The organism is Roseobacter sp. HKCC-CH-9208 (assembly GCF_037805125.1).
Taxonomy (GTDB): Bacteria; Pseudomonadota; Alphaproteobacteria; order Rhodobacterales; family Rhodobacteraceae; genus M30B80.
On the sequence record NZ_JBBLYK010000001.1, the window covers coordinates 1072148 to 1088360 of the forward strand.

The 16213-nt window shown below is 56.6% G+C and carries 17 protein-coding genes; 8 read left to right on the forward strand and 9 right to left on the reverse strand.

Annotated features, from left to right (window positions below; all coding sequences use genetic code 11):
* Positions 1–6: 6 nt before the first annotated feature.
* The 8 genes from AAC621_RS05335 to rbfA form a co-directional block, all read right to left on the reverse strand.
* Positions 7–642 (reverse strand): L,D-transpeptidase, encoded by a 636-nt coding sequence (locus tag AAC621_RS05335; RefSeq protein ID WP_340245036.1) that lies wholly within the window; start codon positions 640–642, stop codon positions 7–9.
* Between the two features lie 168 nt (positions 643–810).
* Positions 811–2946 carry a polyribonucleotide nucleotidyltransferase gene (pnp, locus tag AAC621_RS05340; protein ID WP_340252885.1) on the reverse strand — a complete coding sequence of 712 codons (2136 nt, stop codon included), beginning with the start codon at positions 2944–2946 and terminating at the stop codon, positions 811–813.
* 252 nt (positions 2947–3198) lie between these two features.
* Entirely contained in the window at positions 3199–3468 is a 270-nt protein-coding gene (gene rpsO, locus AAC621_RS05345) for a 30S ribosomal protein S15 (RefSeq protein WP_340252887.1), read from the reverse strand.
* Positions 3469–3959: 491 nt separating this feature from the next.
* Positions 3960–4853 (reverse strand): alpha/beta fold hydrolase, encoded by an 894-nt coding sequence (locus AAC621_RS05350; protein WP_340252889.1) that lies wholly within the window; start codon positions 4851–4853, stop codon positions 3960–3962.
* A 14-nt stretch (positions 4854–4867) separates the two neighbouring features.
* Positions 4868–5374, reverse strand: a complete 507-nt coding sequence (locus AAC621_RS05355) for a DUF1643 domain-containing protein (protein WP_340252891.1) — start codon at positions 5372–5374, stop codon at positions 4868–4870.
* Positions 5371–6276, reverse strand: coding sequence for a tRNA pseudouridine(55) synthase TruB (gene truB, locus AAC621_RS05360; protein WP_340252893.1), 906 nt, complete (start codon positions 6274–6276; stop codon positions 5371–5373). The genes AAC621_RS05355 and truB overlap by 4 nt, the downstream gene beginning before the upstream one ends.
* Positions 6277–6309: 33 nt before the next feature.
* Complete coding sequence (locus AAC621_RS05365; protein WP_340252895.1) at positions 6310–7089, reverse strand: phosphodiester glycosidase family protein; 780 nt, start codon at positions 7087–7089, stop codon at positions 6310–6312.
* The gene (gene rbfA, locus AAC621_RS05370) at positions 7073–7492 is read right to left on the reverse strand and encodes a 30S ribosome-binding factor RbfA (protein WP_340252897.1); all 420 of its coding nucleotides are present in this window, start codon (positions 7490–7492) and stop codon (positions 7073–7075) included. The genes AAC621_RS05365 and rbfA overlap by 17 nt, the downstream gene beginning before the upstream one ends.
* Positions 7493–7604: 112 nt before the next feature.
* Between rbfA and dapB the strand changes: the two genes are divergently transcribed.
* On the forward strand, positions 7605–8414 hold the full coding sequence (gene dapB / locus AAC621_RS05375) for a 4-hydroxy-tetrahydrodipicolinate reductase (protein ID WP_340252899.1): 810 nt from the start codon (positions 7605–7607) through the stop codon (positions 8412–8414).
* A gap of 56 nt (positions 8415–8470) precedes the next feature.
* On the forward strand, positions 8471–8833 hold the full coding sequence (locus AAC621_RS05380; RefSeq protein WP_340252901.1) for a dihydrodipicolinate reductase: 363 nt from the start codon (positions 8471–8473) through the stop codon (positions 8831–8833).
* A gap of 15 nt (positions 8834–8848) precedes the next feature.
* Here AAC621_RS05380 and AAC621_RS05385 read toward each other — a convergent pair whose 3' ends face one another.
* Entirely contained in the window at positions 8849–9034 is a 186-nt protein-coding gene (locus tag AAC621_RS05385; protein WP_340252903.1) for a DUF1674 domain-containing protein, read from the reverse strand.
* 91 nt (positions 9035–9125) lie between these two features.
* Here AAC621_RS05385 and AAC621_RS05390 point away from each other — a divergent pair, with 91 nt between their 5' ends.
* From AAC621_RS05390 to AAC621_RS05415, 6 genes are all read left to right on the forward strand, one after another.
* Complete coding sequence (locus AAC621_RS05390) at positions 9126–10409, forward strand: RsmB/NOP family class I SAM-dependent RNA methyltransferase (protein WP_340252905.1); 1284 nt, start codon at positions 9126–9128, stop codon at positions 10407–10409.
* Positions 10410–10761: 352 nt separating this feature from the next.
* Positions 10762–12351: a bifunctional phosphoribosylaminoimidazolecarboxamide formyltransferase/IMP cyclohydrolase gene (purH, locus tag AAC621_RS05395; RefSeq protein ID WP_340252907.1), complete on the forward strand. Its 1590-nt coding sequence runs from the start codon at positions 10762–10764 to the stop codon at positions 12349–12351.
* Between the two features lie 10 nt (positions 12352–12361).
* A complete protein-coding gene (gene lspA / locus AAC621_RS05400) occupies positions 12362–12835 on the forward strand; it encodes a signal peptidase II (RefSeq protein WP_340252909.1) in 474 nt (157 codons plus the stop codon).
* A gap of 45 nt (positions 12836–12880) precedes the next feature.
* Entirely contained in the window at positions 12881–13396 is a 516-nt protein-coding gene (locus AAC621_RS05405) for a DUF3035 domain-containing protein (protein WP_340252911.1), read from the forward strand.
* Positions 13397–13503: 107 nt separating this feature from the next.
* Entirely contained in the window at positions 13504–14847 is a 1344-nt protein-coding gene (locus tag AAC621_RS05410; RefSeq protein ID WP_340252913.1) for a M16 family metallopeptidase, read from the forward strand.
* Between the two features lie 2 nt (positions 14848–14849).
* Positions 14850–16169, forward strand: coding sequence for a M16 family metallopeptidase (locus tag AAC621_RS05415; RefSeq protein WP_340252915.1), 1320 nt, complete (start codon positions 14850–14852; stop codon positions 16167–16169).
* Positions 16170–16213: the final 44 nt, after the last annotated feature.

Below are 16213 nucleotides of genomic sequence, written 5' to 3' on the forward strand. Positions count from 1 at the left end.
TTTATTTTACGCGGCAGTGCCGTTGCCTGTGATGGCGTAATTCGGTCTGTGCAGATGCACGACCGTGCCAATTGGCAATTTTTCATAAAGCTCGATGACATGCGCGTTGACCATACGCACACAACCCGATGACGCGCTGGTGCCGATTGACCAAGGCTGTGGCGTGCCATGAATGCGCAAATAGGTGTCGCGATCCCCGTCATAAAGATAAAGCGCGCGTGCACCCAATGGGTTTTCTGGCCCACCAGGGACACCGCTTGCAAATTCTGCATAAAGGTCTGGTTCGCGCGCAATCATCGCGGCTGTCGGTTGCCAACTGGGCCATTCAACCTTGCGGCGGATCGTATATTGCCCAGGCGCTTGTAGGCCCGAACGGCCAACAGCCACGCCGTAGCGCATAGCCGTGCCATCATCGAGAATGTGGTATAGATATTTTGCAATCGGGTCGACATGCACATGACCTGGCACCATGCCAGCCTTATGCACAATCCGTGTCGGCATCAGCCGGGGATGTAACCCCCACGGGTTTGGGCCTTGTGGTTCGGGGCGCTCAATCGTCTCGTCAAAGCCTACGGCATCTTGTGCCACGGCGGGGGTCGCGAGAAAAGCGGCGCTGCCTGCAAGGAAATGTCTGCGATCCATAGCAAAATCCATCATTATGGGGCCAATTTACTGGCCGAAATATGCCGCAACTGCCCCCAGTGACACAAGAACATCACGCAGCGGGGCGGTTAACATTTGCGTCAGTGACGCCTTGGTAAAAACCCCCGCAACCAAGGCTGCGGGGGTTCTCTTAGTCTCAAGCGGGGCTTACTCCGCCGATGCCTCTTCTTCGCTGCGTTCTTCGCCAGTCTCTTGGTCAACCATTTTCATGGCCAAACGCACTTTGCCGCGGTCGTCAAAGCCCAAGAGCTTTACCCAGACCTCTTGGCCCTCCTGAAGAACATCGCTTGGATGGTTCAGACGGCGGTTTTCGATCTGGCTGACATGAACGAGGCCATCGCGCTTGCCGAAGAAATTCACGAAAGCACCGAAATCAACGATTTTGACAACTTTTCCTTTGTATACCTTGCCTTCTTCAGGCTCAGCCACGATGGAATAGATCATATCATAGGCCGCTTTGATGGCGTCTTGGTTCGCACTTGCGATCTTGATGATGCCATCATCATTGATATCAACCTTGGCGCCTGAGGTTTCCACGATCTCGCGGATCACTTTACCGCCAGACCCGATCACTTCGCGGATCTTGTCGGTTGGGATTTGCATGGTCTCAATGCGTGGGGCATGTGCCGAGAACGCATTGGCCGAAGACAATGCCTTGGCCATTTCGCCAAGGATATGCATCCGCCCTGCTTTCGCCTGCGCAAGCGCCTTTTTCATGATTTCAGGGGTGATCCCTGCAACCTTGATGTCCATCTGCAGCGAGGTAATCCCCGCTTCAGTGCCTGCCACTTTGAAATCCATGTCGCCAAGGTGATCTTCATCACCAAGGATATCGGTCAAAACAGCGTAGGAGCCATCGTCTTCCAAGACCAGACCCATGGCCACACCCGCAACAGGGGCTTTCAGCGGCACGCCTGCATCCATCATTGACAGGGAACCACCACAGACCGAAGCCATTGAGGAAGACCCGTTCGACTCTGTGATCTCAGAGACCACGCGGATCGTGTAGGGGAAATCGGTTGGCGCAGGCAGAACCGCCTGCAACGCACGCCAAGCCAACTTACCATGGCCGATTTCACGGCGACCAGGTGAGCCAACACGCCCAACCTCGCCCACCGAATAGGGGGGGAAGTTGTAATGCAGCAGGAAGTTTTCTTTGAAATTGCCATGCAGCGCATCAATGAATTGCTCATCATCGCCTGTGCCAAGCGTGGTCACAACCAAGGCCTGAGTTTCACCACGGGTGAATAGCGCCGAGCCATGCGTGCGGGGCAGAAGACCCGTTTCGCTGACAATCGAACGAACCGCATCCAAGGCGCGGCCATCAATCCGCTTGCCGTCTTTCACAACCGAACCACGCAGAACCGAAGATTCCAGCTTCTTCAGTGCCGAACCAAGGTTTTCATCTGCCAATTCTTCTTCGGAAAGCTGCGCTTTGATCGCTTCTTTTGCGGCGGATACAGCGGCAACGCGGTCTTGTTTATCAAGGATCGCATAGGCGTCACGCATCTGCGCTTCACCCAAGGATTTCACCTTTTCATACAGCGCGCTGTAATCAGGTGGGGTGAAATCAAACGGCTCATTCGCCGCAACTTCTGCCAGATCAATAATCAGATCAAGCACGGGCTGCATTTGCTCATGGGCAAATGTGACCGCGCCGAGCATTTCATCCTCGGTCAGCTCATAGGCCTCGGATTCAACCATCATCACGGCGTCTTTGGTGCCCGCCACAACCAGATCCAAACGCTGGTCGGGGTTGTTGCGCAGACCCTGCATATCGTCAACAGTCGGGTTCAGGATGTATTCCCCATCCTCAAAGCCCACACGGCAGCCTGCAATCGGCCCCATGAAAGGCACGCCCGAAATCGTCAACGCTGCAGACGCGGCGATCATCGCAACGATGTCGGGATCATTCACCAAATCATGGCTGAGAACCGTACACATCACGAGAACTTCGTGCTTGAAGCCCGAAACAAACAAAGGGCGAATGGGTCGGTCGATCAAGCGCGCGGTCAGCGTCTCTTTTTCGGTAGGACGCGCTTCGCGCTTGAAAAAGCCACCAGGCACCTTGCCTGCGGCGTAGTATTTCTCTTGGTAATGCACAGTCAGCGGAAAGAAATCCTGACCTGGCTTAGCTTCTTTGGCGAAGGTCACATTTGCCATAACGCTGGTTTCCCCAAGCGTTGCGATCACTGTGCCATCTGCCTGACGGGCAACCTTGCCCGTTTCTAGGGTGAGGGTTTCCTCGCCCCATTGAATCGATTTTTTCACTTCGTTGAACATCATCATTTCCTGTGTGGAAGCACTCCCAAGCCTTCTCGGGTCTTCCGTTTCATTGGCGGCCCCATTGCCGCCGACCCCCTTCATCATCCCATGCGCCGGGGTCGTTGCGTCACGTCTCAGATGCGCGCCACATAGCGCAGATTGTGCGATATGAAAAGCATAGACAGAAATCGCGCCTGAAATATCCAATGACCAAATGAAAAACGCCCGCTGACGGGATCAGCGGGCGCTTCAAACTGATAAAGGCAAAGATTAGCGGCGGATGCCCAAACGCTCGAGGAGCGACTGGTAACGCGCTTCGTCTTTCCCACGCACATAATCCAGCAACTTACGGCGCTGAGCAACAAGCTTAAGCAAGCCACGGCGCGAATGGTTGTCTTTGGCGTGAGTTTTAAAATGCTCAGTCAGCGTAGTAATGCGCGATGTCAGGATCGCGATCTGCACCTCGGGGGAACCAGTGTCGCCCTTTTTGGTGGCAAATTCTTTGACCAAACGGTTCTTTTCTTCAGCAGTAATCGACATCGGGCTCTCCTTTACGTTAGAGGGTTGCAGCACAGGCCGGGATGTCGTCCAGCAAGGCCATTTCCCCACGGCGCTAGCACCGTGGATTGCGGCCACATAGGGGGGAATCGCGAAAATGAAAAGGCTTTTTTGATCTGTGCCGCACAGGTCTGTTAACCTTGAGCGCAAATTTTTATCCAAACCTCGGCGATTTATGGCATCTTTCAGCCTCGCCATGCGCCGTTCATCGGCGCTTGGCATCACGCATCTGCTGCTGCCATAGCATCAGATTTTGCCATTAGGGCAAGGTTCGCGTCACTTCACGCAAATCCGGTGATCGTTTGAGGGTATCGCATAATGTGCGGGAGTGGGTGATGCTTGCGCTTACGGGTTTGATCAGTTTGATCGCAGCGGGCTATGCCGCTGCAGGTATGTTTGATCTTCAATTGGATGAGTCAGAAGACGGGCCTAAATCCCGACAATATCCATCCGCGCGCAATTGGAGGCACGTCCTAAAGAAAATGCGCCCGTAAGGCGGCCAAAACCGCCTCAGGCTGTTCTTCGGGCATGAAATGGCCTGTATTGGCCACGGCCTGCCCCGTCACGTTTTCCGCCCATGCCCGCCAGATCCCCAAAGGATCACCCGTGCGCGCGGGAAAGCCTGCCTCAGCCCAGAGAAAGCAGAGGGGCGCCGTGATCATCCGACCCGCCGCCCGATCTTCTGCATCCAATCCGCGATCAAAAAATGCGCCCGCGCGGTAATCGTTGCACATTGCTGCAATGCGCGCAGGATCAGCCGCTTGGGCGCGATAGGCGGCCAAAGCCGCGTCAGAAAAGGCGCTTAGATCTTTGGCATATGTCCATGAGGCCAATGTCCAATCCATATAGGCCGGCCCATCTGTCGCGATCATCCGCTCGGGCAAAGGGGCGGGCTGCGCAAGGAACGTCCAGTGATAGGCCTTCATCGCCAATTCCGCATCCCATGCCGCCCAAAAATCAACGGTCGGAACGATTTCCAAAATCGCCAAACGCTCAAGCCTATCAGGATGATCCAAAGCAAAGCGATAGGCCACGCGTGCGCCGCGATCATGCCCCGCAATATGGGCCTTTTCGATGCGGAAATGATCCATCACTCCCGCCACATCCAAGGCCATCTCACGCTTGGAGTACATGCGATGTTCTTCATCGGCGGCGACAACTTCACTCTCACCATAGCCGCGCAAATCAGGGATGATCACATGAAAATCGCGGGCCAAATCGGGCGCGACTTTTGACCAGCACATATGGTTTTGAGGATAGCCATGCAGCAAAATCAAGGGCGCACCATGACCGCCGTGATGCACTGAAAGCGTGATCCCGTTGGTTTTGATTTGTTCTTTCACAAAACCTGAAGTCGCGCTGTCCATCGGTGCCTCCAAGATCAATTCCACAAAATTGGCGTGGTCGAATAGGGAATATAGAGCGGGTGTTTGGGATGACCTTCCTTCGACAATCCCAAATGGTAAAGCGGTTTTTCAACTTGGCGCAGCAATGCCGCCACCTGCGCCCCCCGCCCCAAAAACGCACCATGCGCCCCCCACGCACAGATGATCTGATGCGCCGCAGTTGCACATCCTAAAATGGCATCATCATTGGCAGGCCCAATCGGATCAGCGGCGGCACGCATCGCGCGGGGGTCTGTGTCGCGCCATGCGAAAATATTCACCACTGTGAAGCTGCCAAACCCAAGCGCGCGCGCACGCCGTTCGCAGCGCTCGACTGTGGGGTCGTTTTGCGTCTCGGTCGCGGTGGAGGGGTTCAGCATCACAAACCCCACGCGCTGGCCTGCGCCTTCCCAAATGCGCGTGAGGCTATAGCGATAGGCCTCGCAATCGGAATAGACCGCCTCTGACGCGGCATCACCCTTTTGGAACGCGCGGCGGATCACAGGTTGAACACGCGGCTTGGATGCAGCTCGCCCCCCATATACCGCCCAATGGCAACAGGCCGCCCCTCAAAACTGGCCCATGCTTGATCACCATAATTGGGTGCAGCATCCATCACCTGCCCAGGGTTTCCAACCCGCAGGCGCTGCGCGCCTTCTGAGGTTGCGCGCAAATGTGGCAACCCGTCCAACGCATGTTCGAGTGGCAAGAGAGCCGCATCAAGCGCCGTGGTTTTTGCGGCCAATTCAACCTGTTCCAAGCTCACAGCATCGTCCAAGTCAAAAGGCCCCGACCACAGACGGCGCAACCACGCAACATGGCCGTAACAGCCCAATGCGGCACCCAAATCTCGCGCAATCGCGCGCACATAACCACCCTTGCCGCAGACCATCTCTAAGACCGCAGACCCAGGGTTTTTGCGCGAAACCAGATCAAGCGTCTCAACGTAAAGCGGTCGCGCGGATAGTTCCAAATCTTCGCCCGCCCGCGCCAAGGCATAGGCGCGCTGGCCATCTATTTTCACAGCTGAATATTGCGGCGGAATTTGCGTGATATGCCCCCGAAACGCGGCTAGGCTCGCACGAATATCGTCATCACTCGGCCTCAGGTCAGAGCGCGCGATCACCTCGCCCTCGACATCATCAGTATTGGTCGCAGTGCCAAAGGTGACTTCAAACTCATAGGCTTTGAGGGCATCGGTGATGTAAGGCACTGTCTTGGTTGCTTCGCCAAGCGCCACCGCCAAAAGACCTGTCGCCTCAGGATCAAGCGTGCCTGCATGGCCCGCTTTATTCGCATCCAACGCCCATTTCACTTTGTTCACCACAAAGTTGGAACTCACCCCCGCAGGTTTATCGACAATCAACCAGCCTGAGATGTCGCGTCCCCGTTTGCGCCGTGCCATGCGTGATCCTTCCAAAATCCAAGAGGGGTCGCGTTACTCTAGGCCTGTTTGCGCGTCAACCACAGCCCCTAAGATCGGCCCAAAGGGCAAACCGAAATCCGCGCGCCCCAATTGCGGCGCATAGAAGCGGGATACGTTTCCGTCCAAAAACAGCGCGTTGTTGATGGCGAAATGATCCCGAAACACGCGGGCAAATTGGTGGAATGTGACAGGCGCATCAGAAATCACTGCCACGACAGATGTCCCCTCCATCCGAACGCCAACGCCGTTGCGAATATATCGAGATGTGCTGTCGGGCAAAAAGGCGGGATGCAACGCACCATCAATCACCAACATCGGGCCAGATTGTGTCGCATATTCGCAAACGGGTGGCGCGGCTTCAAAGTTGCGCGCCTCAATCACCGCGGCCTTCCCTGCATTTAGGCAGAACACGCCATTTGGCAGAAGGCCAAAATTACCTGGCCCATCAGATGTGATGATCCGCATCTCCTCTTGGCCTTGCTCAACATAAAGACCGACAGGTCGGCGATCAGGGTGATACATCCCGCCATTCATCGCAAAGGCCAAAACCTGATTTTCAGGTAAGCTGTCTGCCACATTTAGAAAGGAACCAAAAATCTCGCCCGCACCATCGCGTAGAAAGAGCCGCATCTGAGCGCGGGTCAGATCAATTTCACAAGCGGTAAAGGGCGTTTCCTCAAAGCGAAAATCCGCGCAAGATACAGGCGCCTGATCCGCCCATAGGACTGCAGGCCCGCCTCCGCCCAGCGCACATAAGGCGCCCAAAAGCAGTGATTTAATCTTCCCCGTCATCGCGATCTGGGGCCTCGACATCGCGGCGCACTTTTTCATCGGCAAGCATACGGCGCGTCTCGTCCATGCGATCAAAGGTTTCATCAATCAAAAACCGCAGGTCAGGTGCATATTTCAGCGTCATCTCACGACTGATGGCGCGGCGTAATTCGCCCGTGTTGCGCCGCAGCGCTGTCAGGGCTTCCTCGCGCTGACCACCGCCCAACGGCATCACGTAAACATGCGCCACTTTGAGGTCTGGGGTCGCGCGCACTTCGCCCACTGTGATTGAGAGGCGATTAAGCTCTGCATCATGCACTTCGCCGCGGTTCAGCACATCGGACAGAGTGCGGCGGATCAATTCGCCCACGCGCAACTGGCGCTGTGACGGGCCTGGCCCATCATGGAACTTGTTCTTTGCCATCCGCACTCTCCTAAGTCTTTCTCGCATCTAGGCGATCATGGCCCGTCTCGCAAGCGCGGGCTTTCCGATTTGCATCGCTTGGGGTAGAGGGAATGGAACACAGGAGGATGGCATGAGCGAGTCAATCGGGATCATCATTACAGGCGCATCAGGCCGCATGGGGCGGATGTTGATCGAAACCGTAGAGGCCAACCCCGCCACCCATTTGGTCGGCGTCACCGAACGCGCAGGCCATGCATGGATCGGTCAGGATTTGGGCGCAGCGATGGGGCGCGGCGAGATGGGTGTGCCGGTCATGGACGACCTTCTTGAAATTTTGCCCAAAGCCAAAGCGATCATCGACTTCACATCTCCTGAAGCCACGGTGGCGCATTCCGTTTTGGCGGCCCAAGCCCGAGTGGCCCATGTCATTGGGACAACGGGCATGGATGATGCAGCGCTTGCAAAACTCAAAGCCGCCGCCCGCCATGCCACTATCGTGCGCGCAGGCAATATGAGCCTTGGGGTCAACCTGCTTGTGCAGATCACCAAACAGGTGGCCGCTGCATTGGATGAGGATTTTGACATTGAAATCGTGGAGGCGCATCACAACCGCAAGGTTGATGCCCCTTCTGGCACGGCCATTATGCTCGGCGAAGCCGCCGCAGAGGGGCGCGGGGTTTCCCTAGCAGATGTCCGCGATGCAGGCCGTGACGGGATCACGGGCGCGCGGGAGGCGGGCGCAATTGGCTTTTCCGCCATTCGAGGCGGCGACATTGTTGGCGAGCATGATGTGATCTTTGCGGCCGCAGGGGAACGTCTTGTCCTGCGCCATATTGCAACGGATCGCGCCATTTTCGCGCGCGGCGCCCTCAAGGCCGCTATTTGGGCACAAGACCAAGGCCCAGGTGAATTTTCTATGCTGGATGTGCTTGGACTGTGATCTAAGCCGCTCTATCTTTCGTAACACAGCAGTATATGTTGGTTACGGAGCAGATTATGCTGAACAGATTGGCGCTCGGCTCAATGCTTAGTGTCTTGATTCTGGCGGATGCCGCAGCGGCAGAAGGCTTTACGCCCGTGACGGATCGCGCAAGGTTCGTTTCTTTGATCGAAGGGCGCGAGCTCACCCGTTTTGGCATTCGTTTAACCGTTGAGCCTGATGGCGACATCACGGGCCGCGCCTTTGGACGCCCTGTTACGGGGGATTGGGCGTGGCAAAATGGCTATTTCTGCCGCAATCTCAGCTTTGGCGCAAAGCCATTAGACTATAATTGCCAATTGGTGGAAGAGCGGGAGGGAACCCTGCGATTTACGGCTGATGAGGGTGCGGGCATCTATGCTGACCTGACACTGCGCTAGGCGGCAGGGCCCGCGTCAAAAATCAATGGCGATGCCTTTTTTCTCCCAATCGCCATAGCGCACGGGTTCGGGGCCATCGCGCCCCCCAAGCTCCTTGGGCAATTTTACCGCTTCCGCCTCAGCGCGGCGGGCTTCCGCCTCAGCCAAAGCCCGCTGTGCAGCGGGGGGCAGGTCGCGCTTGTCCGTCTTAGTCTCACTCATAGCGGCCTCATAGCACAGCAAAAGGGCTGCGCGATTGATCTCTGTCTCCCCCGTGATATACGGCAGCGAAACCCAGAGACAAGGATAGAAAATGGCGCGGACACGCGAAGAGGGTCGCCAAGATACCCAAGGTTTAGGCCCCCGCAAGGCCGCATTGGCCATTTTGCGCGCGGTTTATCTTGACCGCCAGATGGTTGCTCATCTCGACCAACCGCGCGGTCTTGCCCCCGAGGATCGCGCCCGCGCCGAGCGTTTGGCGCAAGCGGTGCTGCGCCACACAGGCCGCATTGACACCTTGCTGTCAGCCTATCTCGAGCGCCGCCCACACCCATTGGCCCAAAATATTTTGCGTCTTGGGGTTGCGGAATTGTTGCTTGATGAAGCCGAAGCCTATGGCGTGGTCAACGCGGCTGTTGCCATCGCCAAACAAGGCCGCGCAACAGGCGGCGCGGCTGGTTTGATCAACGCTGTCCTGCGTAAGGTCGATCAAGAAGGGCGCGCAAGATGGGCGCAACTAGCCCCACAAACCTTGCCCGTTTGGTTGCGCAAAGCGGTTGGGGGGGCATGGGGCGAAACCGCAACCCGCGCGATTGAAGCCGCGCATGAGGCAGGTGCGCCAATTGACATCACCTTACGCGACCAAAGCACCCCCTTCGAGGCAGGTGAACCCTTGCCCACGGGCAGCATCCGATTGCCGCGCCAAACCCAAATATCCACGCTTGGCGGCTATGAGGCGGGTGCGTTTTGGGTGCAAGATGCCGCCGCCGCCCTTCCTGTGAAGCTCTTGGGCGATGTGTCAGGGCAACCTGTGCTTGATCTGTGCGCAGCACCTGGCGGCAAGACCATGCAGCTTGCAGCAGCAGGGGCGAAGGTCACCGCACTTGATTTGTCAAAACACCGTATGGGCCGCGTGCGCGTCAATCTGCGCCGCACGGGCCTGTCGGCGGATATGGTGACGGCTGATGCGTTAGAATTCGAAAGCGGCCCTTGGCCTATCATCGTGCTTGATGCGCCCTGCTCGGCCACTGGCACCATAAGACGTCACCCTGACCTGCCCTTCGTTAAATCTGCCCGTGAAGTGGAAGCGCTGACGAAGCTGCAAATGCAAATGCTTGATCACGCTATATCGCTTTTAGACACAGGCGGGCGCATGGTGTTTTGCACCTGCTCGCTCTTGCCCAATGAGGGTGAAAACCAAATCAAAGCCGCGCTGAAACGACACGCTAATCTCGCCGTCTTGCCACTTGCTCCCAAGGCGCTTGGGGTTGATCCCGCATGGATCAGTGCCGAAGGCGGTCTGCGTATCTTACCGCATTACTGGCAAGATCGTGGCGGAATAGACGGATTTTACATGGCGCTTTTGCAAAAGCGGTGACAGCGCAGGTTCAAGCCGCTACACAAGACAGACCGCTTGGCCAGCTGCTTGAATTATACGCATAATGACATCACTCCCGCTCCCGATCAGGGGATCGCAATCGGTGCCTGCCCTATCCGTGTCGCAACCTCATCAGGCTGCGGGCCGTGTTCATTTGAGGCTCAGCATCGCGGATTTGCGCCCTTCGGTTTACTTTGACCCCGACCATCGAAATCCGCGCGCGACAAAACAGGTGGTTCTCTTTTCCACGCTGGCAGATTATGGGGGCGCCATCGGATGGTGTTTTCTGCGCGCCCAATAGCACGGGGGCATCATGCGACCCCGTGATTGATGCAAATGCCAAGGAAACCCCATGACCGATCTCGCCCCCCTCTCCCGCGCCCTGATCTCTGTTTCTGACAAGACAGGTCTGATTGAGTTTGCCACGGCCTTGGCCGCACGGGGGGTTGATCTTTTGTCGACAGGTGGCACAGCCAAAGCCCTGCGCGAGGCAGGTCTTGCGGTGCGTGATGTTTCCGAGGTTACAAAATTTCCTGAAATGATGGATGGCCGCGTCAAAACCCTGCACCCGATGGTGCATGGCGGCTTGCTAGCTTTGCGTGACAATCCTGATCACCAAGCCGCCATGGCCGAGCATAACATCGCGCCGATCGATCTATTGGTGGTCAATCTCTACCCGTTCGAGGCGACTGTCGCCAAAGGGGCAAGCTACGAAGACTGCGTTGAGAATATCGACATCGGCGGGCCCGCGATGATCCGCGCTGCCGCAAAGAACCACGGTTTTGTCAGCGTTGTGACCGATCCCGAAGATTATACTGCCCTTCTGGCCGAGTTGGATGCGCAAGGCGGCCAAACCACGCTGCGCTTCCGCCAAACTTTGGCGCAGACCGCCTATGCTCGCACCGCCGCCTATGATGCGGCTGTCTCAACTTGGATGGCAGATGCTTTGGGGGATCCCGCACCGCGCCGCCATGCTGTGGCAGGGCGCTTGGTGCAGTCGTTGCGTTACGGCGAAAACCCACATCAAGCGGCGGCCTTTTATACCGATGGAACAGGCCGCGCGGGCGTTGCCACCGCGAAACAGCACCAAGGCAAAGAGCTGTCCTACAATAACATCAACGACACAGACGCAGCCTTTGAATTGGTCAGCGAGTTCTTGCCCGATGGCGGCCCTGCCTGTGCGATTATCAAACATGCCAATCCCTGTGGCGTTGCCCGCGGCGCAAGCCTGACCGAGGCCTATTTGCGGGCCTTTGACTGCGATCGCACATCGGCCTTTGGGGGGATTATCGCCTTCAACCAACCGCTTGATGGTGCGACCGCAGAGGAAATCACAAAGATCTTCACCGAGGTTGTCATTGCCCCCGGTGCAGATGAGGAAGCGCGCGCCATTTTCGCCGCAAAGAAAAATCTACGCCTCTTGACCACAGATGCGCTTGCAGACCCAAAAGCAGCCGCGATGACCATCCGCCAAGTTTCAGGCGGGTATCTGGTGCAAGATAAAGACAATGGCCAAATTGATCTGAGCAATTTGAAAGTCGTGACCAAACTCAAACCATCCGATGCGCAGCTCACTGATTTGCTGTTCGCATGGAAAGTGGCCAAGCACGTCAAATCGAACGCGATTGTCTATGTCAACGACGGCGCCACTGTTGGCATCGGCGCAGGCCAGATGAGCCGTGTCGACAGTTCGCGCATTGCCGCGCGCAAGGCGCAGGATATGGCCGACATCCTTGGTCTTGCGCAAAGCCCTGCGATTGGTTCAGTTTTGGCCTCTGACGCTTTCTTCCCCTTCCCCGATGGTCTGCTTTCGGCTGCAGAGGCAGGGGCCACGGCGGTAATCCAACCGGGCGGCTCCATGCGCGATGACGAGGTGATCGCTGCCGCCGATGAGGCAGGCCTTGCGATGGTCTTTACAGGAATGCGCCATTTCCGTCACTAAGGGGGGCATGATGACCCGTTTAACACTTATTGCCGCACTGTTTTGGATCATCCTTGATCAGGCCAGCAAATGGATCATGCTTTTGGTGCTTGATCTAGATCGTGTCGGACAGGTCTCGGTCATGCCGCCCTATCTGAATTTCATCATGGGTTGGAACCGCGGGATAAATTTTGGCCTCTTCGCCAACAGCCCCGACCTTCTGCGTTATGGTTTGATTGCTTTGGCGCTTGCGGTTTCCGCGTGGATGATCCTGCTGGGCCGCAACAGCCAGAGCAAACTCAGTGCGATTGCGGCGGGCTCAGTGGCAGGTGGGGCTTTGGGAAATGCGTTTGACCGCCTATATCACGGGGCGGTTGTGGATTTCCTGAACATGTCCTGCTGCGGGATCAATAACCCCTATACGTTTAATATCGCAGATATCGGTATATTTGCGGGTGTGTTCGGGTTGCTCTTGTTTTCGAATGACGAAAAGCCCAAGGTATGAGAGAAACCTTGGCATGACGTGGTGCTTTGTGCCATGGAGGATTTTATGAGCCGCAAACCGCATATTCTCCTGACCTTTTGCGCCCTGATGGGCCTTGCCGCCTGTTCACAGGGCGACCCATCTTTGATGAATTTGCGCGCCAATCAATCTGGCCCAGATGAATTTGCCATTTTGCCAACACGCCCCATTGAAATCCCAACGGATTTGGCGGCGCTGCCTGAACCAACACCCGGTGGCACAAACCGCACCGACCCAACCCCTGAGTCAGATGCGATTGCCGCGCTTGGCGGAAATGCAGCGCGCGGCGGTGGTGTAACCAACAGCCTTTTGGCCCACGCGACACGCTTTGGTATTGAAGAGGGCATCCGCGACCAATTGGCTGCGGAAGATTTGGCCTTCCGCCGTGACAATGATGGGCGGCTCTTGGAGCGGGTCTTTGGCGTGAATGTCTATTACCGCGCCTATCGCCCGATCTCCTTGGATCGTTATGCCGAACTTGAGCGTCTGCGCCGTGCGGGCATTCGCACCCCCGCCGCACCCCCCGAGCCGCAGCCGCAGTAAGCCCGCATTGATCATCACTTTGTGACCGCGCCCTTGCGCGCGGCTGATTGAACCCTGTGCAGCGGCGGCCTATCTGTTTTTGCACATAGGCCAACCTAGGAGGAGTTATGCGCAGGATCATTGCGGCTTTAGTGGGGCTTGCATTGCTGCCAATCGGCACAGGCTACGCGCAAACCTCTGGCGATGTGACGAGCTTTACCTTGGACAATGGCATGGATGTGGTTGTGATCGAAGATCACCGCAGCCCCGCCGTTGTGCATATGGTCTGGTATCGCACCGGTGCGGCAGATGAACCTGAAGGCAAATCAGGCATCGCGCATTTCCTTGAACATTTGATGTTCAAAGAAACAGAAACCCGCGAAAGCGGAGAGTTTTCGCGCATTGTCGAAGAAAATGGCGGCGATGATAACGCGTTCACCTCGTGGGATTATACGGCCTATTTCCAACGCGTGGCCGCTGACCGCTTGCCCTTGATGATGGAGCTTGAGGCCGACCGCATGGCCAATCTGCGCCTCAACCCTGATGAGGTAGAGACAGAGCGCAGCGTGATATTAGAAGAACGCGCACAGCGCACAGATAGCAATCCAGGCGCGCTGTTTAACGAAGAATTCCGCCAATTGGCCTATCCAAGCCACCCTTACGGCATTCCGGTCATCGGGTGGCGGACGGAAATGGAGACGCTCAGCCGCGAAGATGCGTTGGCCTTTTACGAAACCTATTACGCCCCAAATAACGCCATCCTTGTTGTGGCAGGTGATGTGACCCCTGAGGAGGTGCGCAGACTGGCGCAAACCCATTACGGCGCGCTCGCTTCTGCAGAATTGCCCGCCCGCGCACGGGTCGAAGACACCGCCCTTCCACAAGATCAACGATTTGAATTTGCCGATGAACGTGTCGCGCAGCCTTATGTGATGCGCAGCTATCGCGCGCCCGAGCGCGACCATGGCGCGCAAGAAGACGCCGCAGCCCTCAGCCTGTTGGCTGAAATCTTGGGGGGTGCCCCTTCTACCTCCGTCTTGGGGCGCGCCTTGCAATTCGACACACAGCGCTCGGTCTTTGCGACTGCCTATTACTCGGGCCTCAGCCTTGACGACACGCAATTCACCTTGATCAATATGCCAAGCGCGGGCGTCACCCTTGCAGAGGCGGAAGCCGATCTGGATCACGTCATTGCAGAGTTTCTAGAGCGCGGGATTGATCCAAACCAGTTTGAACGGATCAAACTTCTATATGAGGCCTCGGATATCTATGCGCGCGATAATGCTTCGGGGCTTGCGCGGCTTTACGGGATGGCCCTGACCTCAGGGCTTGAAGTGGAAGATGTCCAAAACTGGCCAGATGTGATTGCGGCCACCACGATGGACAATGTTATGGATGCGGCGCGGGCACTGTTTGCAGATGCGCCACGCGTGACTGGCTATTTGACCCAAGCACAGGCGGCGGAGAATTGATCATGCATTTCGTCAACCATATCTCTGCCACACTTTTTGCTGTTATCTCCCTCGTCACACCGCTGCGTGCGGAAATTCAAATTCAGCCCGTCCTCAGCCCCAATGGCCATAGCGCATGGTTGGTTGAAGATCATTCAATCCCCTTTGTGGCGCTTGATATTCGCTTTGAGGGCGGCACGAATTTGGATGAACCTGGCAAACGCGGGGCGACCTATATGATGACAGGCCTGCTTGAGGAAGGCGCAGGTGATCTCACGGCACAGGGCTTTGCCGAGGCTGTGCAGGGCTTGGCCGCAGAATTTTCATTTTCATCCTATCGCGATACTGTGGCCATCAGCGGACGCATGCTGACGGAAAATCGCGATGCGGCGGCAGCACTTTTGCACGAGGCGTTAAGCAATCCTCGCTTTGATGCCGATGCCATTGAACGGGTGCGGGGGCAAATTCAGTCAATACTCGCAAGCCAAGCGCAAGACCCAAATGCAATTGCAGGCCAGACATTTAATGCCTTGGCCTTTGGCGACCACCCTTATGCTTCCGCCGAAGAAGGCACCCCAGACAGCATTGCGTCCTTGACTCGCGATGATCTGATCACGGCCCATCGCAATGCTTTGGTCACATCACGGGTGTCCGTTGGCGCATCGGGCGACATCACTGCCGAGGAATTGGGCGATCTCATTGACCGCCTTCTTGAGGGGCTGCCACAGACAGGGCCTGCTTTGCCGAGCATGGCAGGGTTTTCACCAAACACACGCCAAGCCGTGATTGACTATCCAAGCCCGCAATCCGTGATCCTTTTTGGGATGGAGGGGATTGCGATGGATGACCCCGATTTTTTCCCTGCCTTCGTGTTGAATGAAATCATTGGGGGAGGGTTCCGCGCGCGGCTGATGGAAGAACTGCGCGTGAAGCGTGGGTTGACCTATGGGGTTGGCACAAGCCTCTCGACAGCCGATTGGCAGCCCATGTGGCTTGGACAATTCTCCTCATCAAACGCCACCGTTGGCCAAGCATTAGAACTGGTCGATCAAATCCTGCGCGATGTCGCAGAAAATGGCGTAACTGACGAGGAATTACTGCGCGCCAAACGCTATATGACGGGGGCCTATCCCCTTCGCTTTGACGGAAATGGATCCATTGCAGGGATCATGGCAGGGATGCAGCAAAGCGGGATGCCGATTGACTATATCGCGAACCGCAATGCCTTCGTTGAGGCGGTCACATCTGAGGACATCGCCCGTGTCGCAAAACGGCTTTTGGATGTTTATAAAATGCTAACCGTGGTTGTGGGGCAACCCGAAGGACTGAACACCGCCCCCTGACGCGTTCCATTTCCGAATCGTGCAGGCGCGTGCTACTGATAGTG

Bases quoted from the DNA above. Each gene is read 5' to 3' on its own strand.
- AAC621_RS05335 (WP_340245036.1), bottom strand. From the start codon at position 642: ATGGATCGCAGACATTTCCTTGCAGGCAGCGCCGCTTTTCTCGCGACC.
- pnp (WP_340252885.1), bottom strand. From the start codon at position 2,946: ATGTTCAACGAAGTGAAAAAATCGATTCAATGGGGCGAGGAAACCCTC.
- rpsO (WP_340252887.1), bottom strand. From the start codon at position 3,468: ATGTCGATTACTGCTGAAGAAAAGAACCGTTTGGTCAAAGAATTTGCC.
- AAC621_RS05350 (WP_340252889.1), bottom strand. From the start codon at position 4,853: ATGGACAGCGCGACTTCAGGTTTTGTGAAAGAACAAATCAAAACCAAC.
- truB (WP_340252893.1), bottom strand. From the start codon at position 6,276: ATGGCACGGCGCAAACGGGGACGCGACATCTCAGGCTGGTTGATTGTC.
- AAC621_RS05365 (WP_340252895.1), bottom strand. From the start codon at position 7,089: ATGACGGGGAAGATTAAATCACTGCTTTTGGGCGCCTTATGTGCGCTG.
- rbfA (WP_340252897.1), bottom strand. From the start codon at position 7,492: ATGGCAAAGAACAAGTTCCATGATGGGCCAGGCCCGTCACAGCGCCAG.
- dapB (WP_340252899.1), top strand. From the start codon at position 7,605: ATGAGCGAGTCAATCGGGATCATCATTACAGGCGCATCAGGCCGCATG.
- AAC621_RS05380 (WP_340252901.1), top strand. From the start codon at position 8,471: ATGCTGAACAGATTGGCGCTCGGCTCAATGCTTAGTGTCTTGATTCTG.
- AAC621_RS05385 (WP_340252903.1), bottom strand. From the start codon at position 9,034: ATGAGTGAGACTAAGACGGACAAGCGCGACCTGCCCCCCGCTGCACAG.
- AAC621_RS05390 (WP_340252905.1), top strand. From the start codon at position 9,126: ATGGCGCGGACACGCGAAGAGGGTCGCCAAGATACCCAAGGTTTAGGC.
- purH (WP_340252907.1), top strand. From the start codon at position 10,762: ATGACCGATCTCGCCCCCCTCTCCCGCGCCCTGATCTCTGTTTCTGAC.
- lspA (WP_340252909.1), top strand. From the start codon at position 12,362: ATGACCCGTTTAACACTTATTGCCGCACTGTTTTGGATCATCCTTGAT.
- AAC621_RS05405 (WP_340252911.1), top strand. From the start codon at position 12,881: ATGAGCCGCAAACCGCATATTCTCCTGACCTTTTGCGCCCTGATGGGC.
- AAC621_RS05410 (WP_340252913.1), top strand. From the start codon at position 13,504: ATGCGCAGGATCATTGCGGCTTTAGTGGGGCTTGCATTGCTGCCAATC.
- AAC621_RS05415 (WP_340252915.1), top strand. From the start codon at position 14,850: ATGCATTTCGTCAACCATATCTCTGCCACACTTTTTGCTGTTATCTCC.